At 36.1% G+C, this 12,827-nt stretch carries 10 protein-coding genes; all 10 read left to right on the top strand.

The window, feature by feature from the left end:
• Window positions 1–111 precede the first annotated feature (111 nt).
• The 10 genes from mobC to Q8S25_RS09090 all read left to right on the top strand — a co-directional run bounded on the left by mobC (window position 112) and on the right by Q8S25_RS09090 (window position 12,511).
• On the top strand, window positions 112–2,115 hold the full coding sequence (gene mobC / locus Q8S25_RS09050; protein WP_305536963.1) for a conjugal transfer protein MobC: 2,004 nt from the start codon (window positions 112–114) through the stop codon (window positions 2,113–2,115).
• 149 nt (window positions 2,116–2,264) lie between these two features.
• Window positions 2,265–2,642 carry a metalloregulator ArsR/SmtB family transcription factor gene (locus Q8S25_RS09055; protein WP_024566613.1) on the top strand — a complete coding sequence of 126 codons (378 nt, stop codon included), beginning with the start codon at window positions 2,265–2,267 and terminating at the stop codon, window positions 2,640–2,642.
• Window positions 2,636–3,238, top strand: a complete 603-nt coding sequence (gene merTP / locus Q8S25_RS09060; RefSeq protein WP_024566614.1) for a mercuric transport protein MerTP — start codon at window positions 2,636–2,638, stop codon at window positions 3,236–3,238. The genes Q8S25_RS09055 and merTP overlap by 7 nt, the downstream gene beginning before the upstream one ends.
• Window positions 3,238–3,447: a GDCCVxC domain-containing (seleno)protein gene (locus Q8S25_RS09065; protein WP_078679374.1), complete on the top strand. Its 210-nt coding sequence runs from the start codon at window positions 3,238–3,240 to the stop codon at window positions 3,445–3,447. Before merTP ends, Q8S25_RS09065 begins: the two co-directional genes overlap by 1 nt.
• A gap of 69 nt (window positions 3,448–3,516) precedes the next feature.
• Entirely contained in the window at window positions 3,517–3,855 is a 339-nt protein-coding gene (locus Q8S25_RS09070; RefSeq protein WP_024566615.1) for a hypothetical protein, read from the top strand.
• A 6-nt stretch (window positions 3,856–3,861) separates the two neighbouring features.
• Window positions 3,862–4,272: a Fur family transcriptional regulator gene (locus tag Q8S25_RS09075; protein WP_048499044.1), complete on the top strand. Its 411-nt coding sequence runs from the start codon at window positions 3,862–3,864 to the stop codon at window positions 4,270–4,272.
• A gap of 55 nt (window positions 4,273–4,327) precedes the next feature.
• Entirely contained in the window at window positions 4,328–4,654 is a 327-nt protein-coding gene (locus Q8S25_RS14735) for a DUF6660 family protein (protein ID WP_371131589.1), read from the top strand.
• A gap of 150 nt (window positions 4,655–4,804) precedes the next feature.
• Window positions 4,805–9,172, top strand: a complete 4,368-nt coding sequence (locus Q8S25_RS09080; protein ID WP_305536970.1) for a CusA/CzcA family heavy metal efflux RND transporter — start codon at window positions 4,805–4,807, stop codon at window positions 9,170–9,172.
• Between the two features lie 7 nt (window positions 9,173–9,179).
• Complete coding sequence (locus Q8S25_RS09085) at window positions 9,180–10,448, top strand: efflux RND transporter periplasmic adaptor subunit (protein ID WP_115050241.1); 1,269 nt, start codon at window positions 9,180–9,182, stop codon at window positions 10,446–10,448.
• 17 nt (window positions 10,449–10,465) lie between these two features.
• Window positions 10,466–12,511 carry a heavy metal translocating P-type ATPase gene (locus tag Q8S25_RS09090; RefSeq protein WP_305536974.1) on the top strand — a complete coding sequence of 682 codons (2,046 nt, stop codon included), beginning with the start codon at window positions 10,466–10,468 and terminating at the stop codon, window positions 12,509–12,511.
• Window positions 12,512–12,827: the final 316 nt, after the last annotated feature.

Below are 12,827 nucleotides of genomic sequence, written 5' to 3' on the forward strand. Positions count from 1 at the left end.
AAATAAATCCTACGTTTGAAAAACAATTACAACTAGTTCTTTACCATTTTTTAGGCCTCAATCAATCCATTATTGGAAAGTGTTTCTTAGGGGGTCACATTGCTTTGGCGAATGGGGATCAGATTGTCTGGTATTTACAGACTTGCCAAGATAATGGCTTTTATGCGGGCAGTCAGTATTCTTTTGGTGCTGATGCACCTTTATTGGTTCTGCTACGGTTTCTTTTTAGAACGTGGCTGGACGTTGGAAGTAATCAACAAGATATTAGGCAATTTCGACCGGACAACAGGTTTATTTTCACATACCCTTTATACCAAAGCATTTGCTTTGGTTTTACTTGCTTTGAGTTGCTTAGGCACAAAGGGCGTAAAGAATGAGAAGATAACCTGGTCTAAAATTTACGTGGCTTTGGGCGTTGGCTTTGTGCTGTTCTTCCTGAACACACCATTGCTGAAGCTATCTCCGGCAACAGGCACATTCCTGTATATCCTTACTATCTCTTTAGGCTATATCGCTTTGCTGATGGCGGGGGTATGGATGAGCCGATTACTCCGTACTACCCTGATGGACGATGTTTTCAACAATGAGAACGAGAGCTTTCAGCAGGAAACCAAGCTGATGGAAAACGAGTATTCCGTTAACCTGCCCACCAAATTTTACTACAAAGACAAATGGAACAACGGTTGGATAAACATTGTAAATCCGTTCAGGGCATCAATAGTTTTGGGTACTCCGGGTTCAGGCAAATCTTATGCTATCGTAAACAACTACATCAAGCAGCAGATTGAGAAAGGCTTTAGTATGTACATCTACGATTTCAAGTTCGACGACCTTTCCACCATTGCCTACAATCATTTGCTGAAGCACAGGGATAAGTACAAAGTTCAGCCGAAATTTTACGTGATAAATTTCGACGACCCACGCAAGAGCCACCGTTGCAACCCGCTCAATCCCGACTTTATGACGGATATTTCAGATGCCTACGAAGCCGCATATACCATAATGCTGAACCTTAACAGGTCGTGGATACAGAAGCAAGGGGATTTTTTCGTGGAAAGCCCAATTATCTTATTGGCTGCTATTATTTGGTATCTGAAAATCTATGAGGATGGCAAGTATTGTACATTCCCACACGCTATTGAATTACTCAATAAAAAGTATTCGGACGTATTCACGATTTTAACTTCATACCCGGATTTGGAAAATTATTTGTCGCCCTTTATGGATGCGTGGCAAGGTGGAGCGCAAGACCAGTTACAAGGACAAATCGCATCGGCAAAAATTCCGCTATCAAGGATGATTAGCCCACAACTTTACTGGGTAATGACGGGCGATGATTTTACGCTTGACATCAACAACCCGAAAGAACCTAAAATTTTGTGCGTGGGTAACAATCCCGACCGTCAAAATATTTATTCCGCAGCTTTGGGTTTATACAATTCGAGGATTGTAAAGCTGATAAACAAAAAGGGACAGCTAAAGAGTTCCGTTATCATAGATGAGTTGCCCACAATTTATTTCAGGGGACTGGACAATCTTATCGCAACGGCGAGAAGTAATAAGGTAGCGGTATGTTTGGGCTTTCAGGATTTTTCGCAATTAACAAGGGATTACGGCGACAAGGAAAGCAAGGTAATACAGAATACTGTCGGTAATATATTCAGTGGTCAGGTGGTTGGCGAAACAGCAAAAAGCCTTTCGGAACGTTTCGGTAAAGTATTACAGAAACGCCAAAGTATGACCATTAACCGCAATGATAAATCTACCTCTATTTCGACACAGTTAGACAGCCTTATTCCGGCTTCCAAAATCTCAACACTTACACAAGGTTTGTTTGTTGGTTCTGTATCAGATAACTTTGATGAACGTATCGAGCAGAAGATATTTCACGCCGAAATTGTAGTGGACAATGAAAAGGTAGCGGCAGAAAGCAAAGCCTATCAGCAAATACCGCAAATCTTATCTTTTGTAAATGAGCAGGGCGAGGATAAGATGAAGCAGGAAATAGAAAACAATTACAAGCAGATAAAATCAGACATTCTGAATATTGTTGTTAGTGAAATGGAGCGTATCAAGAATGACCCTAACTTACAGCATTTGGTGCAGAAAGAATGATTATACTAAATATTTTTGTGATTTTTCTATTAATATATTGTTAGAAGAATTAAAAGTAACAGCACCATTACGTCAACATATAAAATGCCAAATTTTAATACTCATAATTTAGCATTTGCTTAAATAAACAAATTAGTTACATTTGCATTATGGATAATACTTCTTGTACACGACAACAGGCAGACATTAAACAAATCAATCGCTGTAAAGAAAGAGTTTCGGAACTCCACAGTTCGTTTGACTATTTGTCGAACGCACTTGAATTGACTGGAAACAATGTAAGACTGAAAATTCTGTTTCTTCTTTATGAAGAAAAACGACTTTGTGTTTGTGATGTGAGTGAAATTCTTGGAATGACAATTTCAGCGATTTCTCAGCACTTGAGAAAACTTAAAGACCGAAAGCTTATTGAAACCGAAAGAGAGGCGCAAACCATTTTTTACTCATTGACAAAAGAGTATGAGAAAATGTTGGACCCATTTTTTAAAATACTTGACGATAAAAAAAATTTAGAAACAATATGGTAACGGACGGAAAACTAATTGGGACTGGACTTTTGACAGCAATAGCAGCTTCATTATGTTGCATTACACCTGTTTTGGCTCTCATAGCAGGAACAAGTGGACTTGCTTCAACTTTCTCTTGGCTCGAACCTTTTCGTCCATATTTTATCGGGTTAACTATTTTAGTGCTTGCTTTTGCTTGGTATCAAAAATTGAAACCGCAAAAGAAAATTGACTGCAACTGTGAAACAACTGAAAAATCAAACTTTATGAAAACAAAATCATTTTTAGGAATTATTACCGTTATGGCGGCTTTACTTTTATCATTTCCGCTTTATGCTCACATTTTTTTTCCAAAGACCGAAAGTAAAGCAATTATTACCCAAACTTCCAAAATTCAGAAAGTTGAGTTTACAATCAAAGGGATGACTTGTTCAGGTTGTGAACACCACGTTAAAACGGAAGTTAGTAAACTAAAAGGAATTGTGGAAGTTGTGGTTTCTTATGAGAAAGGCAATGCCATTGTTAAGTTTGACAACAAACAAACAAGTATTATAGAAATTGAAAAAGCTATCAATTCGACAGGTTATAAATCACTAAAAAGTAAAATTATATCATAATGGAAATTAAATTACAATCAATTATAACTTGCCCAAATTGCGGATACAAAAAAGAGGAAACAATGCCAACAGATGCTTGCCAATATTTTTATGAATGTGAAAATTGCAAGACAAGATTAAAACCATTACAAGGCGATTGTTGTGTGTATTGTAGTTATGCCAGTGTTCCTTGTCCATCAATACAACAGGATAAAAAATGTTGCTATTAGAAACCAATTAAGAGAAAAAAATGTTCAGTTTTTTCAAAAAATATTTTCAAAAATTTAAGAAGAATACTTATGCTATCAACAGAAAAAACATTATCAGAAGTAATTGAAGTACTAAGACAAAGGGGTTATACGGAAGACTTTAATCTATTGGAAGAAAACATTTCGTACAAAATAGACGGAGAGAAAGTTAATTTAAGGGACATTGTTATTGATAAAATTTATCGTTTTACTGGGCTTAATGACTTGGAAGATGAGGCTATCTTATATGCGATGAGAAACCAAAAAGATGGAGCAAAAGGTGTTTTCGTAAATGGTTATGGTACATACTCTGACAGTGCAGCAAACAGCATCATTGAGCAAATATCAGTTGACGAGGACGATAATGATGATTGGACGATAGAAAATTAAATCACAATGACTGAATTAGAAAAAATTTTACAGCAAAAAGCTATAAAACCCACCGCTATGCGTTTGTTGGTGGTTGAAAAGTTATTGAAACAACAATATGCAGTAAGTCATAAAGAGCTGGCAGAACAGTTTGAAAAAGCAGATAATATTACTCTCTTCAGAACACTTAAAGTATTCCTGGAACACAAACTTGTCCATACCATTGATGATGGAAGCGGAGTGATTAAATACGCACTTTGCCAATCAGGATGCAATTGTAATTTATCAGAACTGCACACACATTTTTATTGTACCGACTGCAAACATACTTTTTGCCTTACTGAAACAGAAATTCCGAACATCGAAGTTCCTCAAAACTTTAAATTAGATGGAGCTAATTTAGTTCTTAAGGGGAAATGCGACAAATGTAACAAATAGATTTTTTCAACTTTGCAATTCTATTGCACAATCTATTTATTTATATTTGTAGCTGATGAAACTATTTATATTCATATTCAGTATATATTTTCTGGCATTATCCTTAATGCCGTGTACTGATGCGTGTGGTATGGATACCAGTAATACTTCAAAATCAGAGCTTTCTAATACAAGCAATGGTCAAACGAAAAACGGCGATTTATGCAGTCCTTTTTGTTCTTGTGCTACTTGTCATACCGTTGTGAATTTTACGTTTCAAACGTTCAAAATAAACGAGGCAAAGCCAAGTCTTAGCAAGATACAAAAATTCCCACTTCAAAATTTCAATTTCATTTCCAATTATCACGGAAACATTTGGCAGCCGCCAAAGATTAATACTTAATATTTTCAGCAAATGTATTTATTGGTAATGGATGATATATTCATTTACTATTAGATAGGTGTATTATCTAAATTGCACATTTAGCTGTCCTTTCTGTAACGGACAGAAAGTATTTATATCCATTATTATTAATTATTAATCAAATGAATTGTGTTAGACAGTATCATAAAATTTAGCATTAAGAACAAGCTCGTCATTGGAATAATGACATTGTTGCTCATTATTTGGGGAGTGTGGAGTGCCACAAAATTACCCATTGATGCCGTACCCGATATTACAAATAATCAGGTGCAAATAATTACGGTTTGCCCCACATTGGCGGCTCAGGAAGTAGAACAATTAGTAACTTTTCCGATAGAGCAAAGCATTGCTAATATTCCCGATTTAGAAGAAACCAGAAGTATTTCTAGGTTTGGTTTGTCCGTAATTACAGTTGTATTTAAGGAAAAAGTAGACATTTATTTTGCCCGACAGCTCATTAATGAAAAACTGAAAGAAGCAGAAGAAAAAATTCCGAACGGAATAGGAACACCTGAACTGGCTCCGGTCAGTACAGGGCTTGGTCAGATATACGAATATATAATACATCCCAAAAAGGGAAGTGAAAATAAATACAATGCCAAAGACCTTCGTACAATGCAGGACTGGATTGTTGCAAGGCAACTGTATGGTACACCCGGAATTGCAGAAGTAAATAGTTTTGGTGGCGAGCTAAAGCAATATGAAGTTGCTGTTAATCCTAATCGCTTAAAGGCTATGGATATAAGTATTACCGATATTTTCAACGCTCTTGAAAAAAATAACCAAAATACAGGGGGAGCATATATTGATAAGAAACCAAGTGCTTATTTTGTTAGAGGTATTGGTTTGGTTACATCATTAGAAGATATAAAAAACATCAGTGTAAAAAATAATCCTGGCAGTGTTCCAATTTTTATAAAAGATGTGGCAGATGTACGATTTGGTAATGCTGTAAGATATGGGGCTATGACATATAATGGAGAAGTTGATGCAGTAGGCGGTGTGGTAATGATGTTAAAAGGCGAAAATGCCAATAATGTAATTGAAAAAATAAAAGAAAAACTTCCTACTATACAAAAGTCATTACCTGATGATATTATTATTGAACCCTATATAGACCGTTCAGTTTTAGTTGACAAGGCAATGAGTACCGTAGAAAAAAACCTGATAGAAGGTGCGTTGATTGTTATCTTTGTATTAGTACTTTTTTTAGGAAATTTTAGAGCCGGATTAATAGTAGCTTCCGCTATTCCATTAGCAATGCTGTTTGCCTTAGCGATGATGAATGTGTTTGGTGTAAGCGCCAATTTAATGAGTTTGGGAGCCATAGATTTTGGGTTGATTGTAGATGGGGCAGTAATTGTTGTGGAAGCCACATTACATCACTTAGGCTTACGGAAATCTAAACAAAGGCTTACACAAACCGAAATGGATGAAGAGGTTTTCCTGTCTGCCTCCAAAATTCGTAGCAGTGCAGCATTTGGTGAAATCATTATACTAATTGTTTACATTCCTATTCTTACGTTAGTGGGTGTTGAAGGTAAAATGTTCCGTCCGATGGCACAGACTGTAGGTTTTGCCATTTTTGGAGCTTTGATTTTATCCTTAACATACATACCAATGATGTGTGCTTTGTTCTTATCCAAAAAACCTACGTATAAAGAAACCTTTTCTGACAGAATGATGAATTGGTTACAAAAAAAATATCAGCCTTTGCTTGAAAAAGCGATTAGCATAAAGTATTGGTTCGTGGGTATCGCCATTGCCATATTTGCGGTTAGTATTTTCTTGTTTAGCCGAATGGGAGGAGAATTTATACCCCAGCTACAAGAAGGAGAATATGCGTTTGAATTTAAAATGCCTATTGAAACCTCATTATCACAAAGTATAGAAACTTCGATGCTTGCTTCGAGAATTGCCAAACAATTTGATGAAGTAAAAATGGTGGTAGGTAGAACTGGAGCTGGTGAAGTACCTACTGACCCAATGCCTCCGAGTGCAACAGATTTAATAATTATCCTTAAGCCTGAAAGTGAATGGAAATCCGGAAGGACATACGATGAATTAGGCGATGCAATAGAAGAAAAAATAGCCGTAATACCTGGCATAATTGTCGAAAAAAGCCAACCCATTCAAATGCGTTTTAACGAACTTATGACAGGGATAAAACAAGATGTTGCAATTAAGATTTTCGGAGAAAATTTAGATACACTAGCGTTAAATGCCGATAAGGTTAGCAAAGTTATACAAACAGTAAAGGGAGTTACAGTACCTCAAGTAGAACTGGTAAGTGGGCTACCTCAAATTAATATTGAATACGACCGAACTCGTTTAGCCAATTATGGAGTAAATGTAGAAGATGTAAATAATGTTGTGAGTACTGCCTTTGCAGGAAAAAGTGCAGGTGTGGTTTTTGAGAATGAAAGGAGATTTGATTTAGTTGTGCGTTTAGATAGTACTTACCGGGGTAGTATTGAAGATGTAAACAATATGATGATACCCACCAACATAGGTAGTCAAATTCCTCTATCACAAGTGGCTACAATTGATTATAAATTAGGACCGGCGCAGATAAGCCGTGAAGCGGGAAAGCGAAGAATTGTAATTGGTTTTAATGTAGCAGACAGAGACGTTCAAAGTGTAGTAGAAGAAATTCAAAAAAAGTTGAACAACCAAATAAAATTACCATCGGGATATTATTTCACTTATGGTGGGCAGTTTGAAAACTTACAGGAAGCCAGTAATAGATTACTGATAGCTGTTCCGGTTTCCTTATTATTGATATTTGTACTGCTTTACTTTACTTTCAGTTCCTTTAAACAGGCAGGATTAATTTTTACAGCCATTCCAATGAGTGCAATTGGAGGTATACTAGCACTATTACTTCGGGGAATGCCTTTTAGCATCAGCGCAGGTATTGGATTTATTGCATTATTTGGTGTTGCAGTTCTCAACGGAATTGTACTGATAGGTATTTTCAATCAATTAGAAAAAGAAGGGGAAAAAGATGTATTGAAACGGGTAATTGAAGGAACTAAAATCCGTTTGCGACCAGTTTTAATGACTGCAACAGTTGCCAGTTTAGGATTTCTGCCAATGGCTTTGAGCAGTAGCGCAGGTGCAGAGGTACAAAAACCATTGGCTACAGTTGTTATCGGTGGTTTGGTAACTGCCACATTCCTTACCCTATTCGTACTGCCTTTATTGTACATCATCTTCAATTCAAAAATTAATTTAAAAAGAAAACTTAAAGTGAAACCCATTGCGACTATCGTTGTGTTACTGCTATCATTGGTAGGTTTTACAGCAAACGCACAGACGAAAGATTTATCCAGTGTTGATGAAGCAATAAACATTGCGCTGAAAAATAATCAAATCATAAAGGCTTCAGATTTAGAAATTGATGCAAGTAAAGCCTTGAAAAAAACTGCCGGAGAATTACCAAAATTAGGTTTTAATGCACAATTAGGGCAGTACAACAGTACAAAATTCGACCAGTCATTTGAAGTGGCGCAAACTATTCCTTTTCCTACTTTATTCGGAGCAAAAAAGCAATTGATTAATGCAGAAATAAAAGCGAAAGAATTACAGAAAAACCTTACGGTAATAGAGCTAAAAACGCAGGTCAGAACTTACTATTATCAAATCCTGTATTTGCAACATAACCAAAAACAATTACAACAGTTAGATAGTCTGTACAGCGATTTTATAAAAATAGCACAGCTTCGTTATAAAACTGGTGATACAAAAAAAGTGGACATCAGTACGGCAGAAGCTAAGAAAGGGGAAATTAATTTATTGTTAAAACAGAATAAAGTGTTTTTAAACAATGCTGTTGCCAGTCTGAAAACTTTGATGAATACAAGAGAGGATTTTCTCATTGTAGAAAATGGAATTTTTCAACCATTACAAATCAGTAATTTATTGGATAATGATGTAGTTGCAAGTCATCCCGCCATTCAATCCTTATATCAGGATGCTGTTATTGCAGAACAGACCAAAAAGGTAGAACGTTCGCAAGGTTTACCTGATTTTACAATTGGTTTTACAAATCAATCTTTAATAGGTTTTCATACTGTAAATGGCGCAGAAAAATATTTTAATTCTGGTAAACGTTTCAATTCTGTAAATATTGGCATTGCAATTCCTATCACTTATGGTGCTACCAAAGCAAGGATAAAATCTTTGGACTTCAGAAAACAGGCTTCCGAAGCCAATGCTCAGCAGCTGCAAAAAGCATTAACAACACAATTACAAAATGCTTTGCAACAATACCAACAAGATATGCAACAGTTTAATTATTTTCAGCAAGAAGCATTGCCTAATGCCAAAGAAATAGTATCAGCAGCACAATTAGGTTATAAAACTGGAGAAATCAGCTATGTAGAATATCTTTTTGCATTGCAAACCACAACCGATATTCAATTAAATTATCTGAAAAGTATTCAGCAGGTAAACCAGTCTGTAATCAGTATTTATTCTCTCATTAATCAATAAATAAAAAATGAAATTCAATATAAATAAAATCACGTTTGTAACAGTGATAACTGTTGTAATACTTGCTTTTTCCGCTTGCAATAATCATAAAGATGGGGATGGGCAAAACCAGAAGGCAAAAGAAATTCAAAAAGAAGAAGCCCACGAAGAAGTACCAACCATTGCCACACTTTCAGAGGAACAGATAAAGATAGTTGGAATAAAAATAGGCACAATAGAACAAAGGGAGCTGTCTGCAACCATCAAAGCAAATGGAAATCTGAATGTTCCCAATAACAATAAAGCCAATGCTACAACTTTATATGGTGGGGTGATAAGAACATTGAAAGTTCAACTTGGGGATTATGTTAGAAAGGGTGAAATAATAGCAACGATTGGCAATCCGCAGTTTATACAATTACAGGAAGAATATTTGAGTATAGTAAGTAGAATAACTTTTGCAGAGCAAGAGCTATCAAGACAAAAAGAGTTAAACGAAGGAAATGCTGGCGCAAAGAAAAATTTACAAAGTGCAACAGCCGAATTGAACAGCCTTCGTACTCGAAAAGCATCTTTACATCAACAATTACAATTAATGGGCATCAATCCCAGCACCCTATCAAACAGTAATTTGAAATCTGCGCTAACGGTAATTAGTCCTTTGAATGGTACAGTGAGTAATGTTTTCGCTAAAATTGGAAGTTATGTAGATGTTTCTTCTCCAGTAATTGAAGTTGTAGATAACAGCTCATTGCATTTGGATTTACAAGTTTTTGAAAAAGATTTACCACAAATAAAAATTGGGCAAACTATTCATTTTCGATTGACAAATAATCCAGCCACTGAATATGAGGCTACGGTTTTCAATATCGGTTCATCTTTTCAAAATGAGAGTAAAACTATTGTTGTACGTTGCCGCATAAAAGGTAATAAAAATGGGTTAATTGATGGAATGAATATAACAGGAATTGTAAGCTTAAGCAATGTGACCACACCTGCTGTTCCCAATGATGCCATCGTAAATACTGATGGTAAATATTTTATTTTCGTACAAACCGATAAAAAAGCAGAAGAACATCACGAAGAAGAAAGCCATAAAGAAGATGAGGAAACTGAACATAAGGAAGATACAAGCAATATAAATTTTGAAAAAGTAGAAGTATTGAAAGGGGTATCTGATATGGGGTATACCGCAATAACTTTTGTCAAGCAAATTCCTGTCAATGCCAAAATCGTTGTAAAAGGAGCATTTTTTGTAAACGCAAAATTATCTAATGCTGGAGAAGAGGAAGATTAACCAATAATAACTAAACAATGATAAATACAGATAAAAATCACAAGCATATTTATGATGCACACGGCAAGCAACTCTGCTGCACCGAGGAAAGCAAAAACGATGCCCAAACAAATACAGGGCAGAGTACTGATAATGTTTGTTGCTCAACGGATGAAAAAGTCAATCAAAAGAGTAATGAACGAAGTGAAGCTGTTGATAAAAATAGCGTTATAAAAATGTTTTTACCAGGAATTATTTCTTTGGTACTATTGCTAATTGCTATTTACTTAGACAATGCCTTGAAACCTGAATGGTTTCAAGGTTGGGTAAGAACTGTTTGGTATATAATAGCGTATGCACCAGTCGGATTTCCTGTAATTAAAGAAGCTTTTGAAAGTATTAGCAAAGGCGATGTTTTTTCAGAATTTTTGCTAATGAGTATTGCCACTATTGGAGCCTTTGCCATTGGTGAATACCCAGAGGGTGTCGCTGTAATGCTGTTTTATGCTGTTGGCGAAGTCTTTCAGTCATTAGCAGTTAAAAGAGCGAAAGCAAATATCAAGAGCTTGCTTGACCAACGCCCCGATGAAGTAACTATTCTAAAAGAAAATCAACCGAAAACAGTAAAGGCGGAAACAGTAACCATTGGTGACATCATACAATTAAAGCCCGGCGAAAAATTAGGATTAGACGGAACATTATTATCCGAAACTGCATCATTCAACACAGCAGCACTTACCGGAGAAAGTAAACCAGACACCAAAACCAAAGGCGAAACTGTATTGGCAGGAATGATAAATCTAACGACCGTTGCACAGGTAAAAGTAACAACTGCTTATACTGATAGCAAGCTTTCTAAAATTTTAGAATTGGTACAAAATGCAACCGCACAAAAAGCACCAACAGAATTATTCATTCGCAAATTTGCAAAAATCTACACACCGATTGTTGTACTGTTAGCTATTCTAATTACAGCATTGCCCTACTTCTTTGTAGAAAATTATGTGTTCAGCCAATGGTTGTATCGTGCTTTGGTATTCCTTGTTATCTCTTGCCCTTGTGCATTGGTAATAAGTATTCCTTTAGGCTACTTTGGCGGAATTGGGGCAGCGAGTAAAAATGGAATATTGGTTAAGGGAAGCAACTTTTTGGATGTTCTTGCCAGCATACAAAATGTAGTAATGGATAAGACAGGTACAATGACGGAGGGCGTATTTAAAGTTCAGGAAGTTGTATTTGACAAGGCATTTGATGAGAAAGAAATTTTAGAAATGGTCAATGCTTTGGAAAGCCATAGTAGCCACCCCGTAGCAACTGCCATTCAAGAATATGTAGGCGATGTAAACCACAATATCCCATTAGAAAATATAGAGGAAATTGCAGGACACGGACTAAAGGCTAATGTAAATGGGAAAGAATTATTGGTAGGGAATTTTAAGCTGATGGATAAATTTTCTATTACTTATGACATAGACCCGAACAGCATTGTCTACACGGTAATCGCAGTGGCTTATGATAGAAAGTTTGTTGGTTACATTACCATTGCGGACAGCATAAAAGAAGACGCACAGGAAACCATAAATCTATTGCATAAGCTCAATGTTAAAGCTACTATGCTTAGCGGAGATAAAAGTACGGTTGTAAAGTATGTAGCGGAACAGTTGGGGATAGATAATGCTTTCGGAGATTTATTGCCTGAAGATAAAGTAAACAGAGTTAAAGAAATTAAAGCCAAAGGCGGAAGCGTTGCTTTTGTTGGCGACGGTGTAAACGATGCGCCTGTTGTGGCTTTGAGCGATGCGGGTATTGCAATGGGCGGTTTGGGAAGCGATGCGACCATTGAAACGGCAGATGTGGTAATACAAGACGACAAACCGAGTAAAATACCTATGGCAATCAATATAGGCAAGCAGACAAAGAAAATCGTTTGGCAAAATATAGCTTTAGCATTCGGAGTAAAAGCTATTGTACTAGTTTTGGGAGCTGGGGGCTTAGCGACTATGTGGGAAGCTGTTTTTGCCGATGTTGGGGTTGCCTTATTAGCTATACTAAACGCAGTAAGGATACAGCGGATGAAATTTTAAGATTAGAACATCCTAATGATGAATAAAACAGACAATTCGTAAGAAAGGCAAAAGTTATCAAATGTCAATTTGTCGAAGGAGAAGAAGAAGAAGAAAAGACCTTCGCTCTTTATGATACTTTTTGGGATATTTTTTAGCTCTGTGTCTTATTGCTTTGATATACATAAAATTAGACACTATTATATCTATCCCTATCACTAAAAATGGACTTATTAGTTCTGTATCGAGCAAAAACCAAAGTTCCAAAAGAGAAACCCGAAAATGCAAATTTCTTTCAAATATGACAGTATTTGGGCTTCTCTATTATTGTTTAAAA

It is taken from the genome of Sediminibacterium sp. (assembly GCF_030695065.1).
Lineage (GTDB): Bacteria > Bacteroidota > Bacteroidia > Chitinophagales > Chitinophagaceae > Sediminibacterium.

What these genes read in the sequence shown, in the direction of transcription:
- Q8S25_RS09085 (WP_115050241.1), top strand. Translation starts at nt 9,180, where the DNA reads ATGAAATTCAATATAAATAAAATCACGTTTGTAACAGTGATAACTGTT.
- merTP (WP_024566614.1), top strand. Translation starts at nt 2,636, where the DNA reads ATGGTAACGGACGGAAAACTAATTGGGACTGGACTTTTGACAGCAATA.
- Q8S25_RS09055 (WP_024566613.1), top strand. Translation starts at nt 2,265, where the DNA reads ATGGATAATACTTCTTGTACACGACAACAGGCAGACATTAAACAAATC.
- Q8S25_RS09065 (WP_078679374.1), top strand. Translation starts at nt 3,238, where the DNA reads ATGGAAATTAAATTACAATCAATTATAACTTGCCCAAATTGCGGATAC.
- Q8S25_RS09070 (WP_024566615.1), top strand. Translation starts at nt 3,517, where the DNA reads ATGCTATCAACAGAAAAAACATTATCAGAAGTAATTGAAGTACTAAGA.
- mobC (WP_305536963.1), top strand. Translation starts at nt 112, where the DNA reads ATGGGGATCAGATTGTCTGGTATTTACAGACTTGCCAAGATAATGGCT.
- Q8S25_RS09075 (WP_048499044.1), top strand. Translation starts at nt 3,862, where the DNA reads ATGACTGAATTAGAAAAAATTTTACAGCAAAAAGCTATAAAACCCACC.
- Q8S25_RS09090 (WP_305536974.1), top strand. Translation starts at nt 10,466, where the DNA reads ATGATAAATACAGATAAAAATCACAAGCATATTTATGATGCACACGGC.
- Q8S25_RS14735 (WP_371131589.1), top strand. Translation starts at nt 4,328, where the DNA reads ATGAAACTATTTATATTCATATTCAGTATATATTTTCTGGCATTATCC.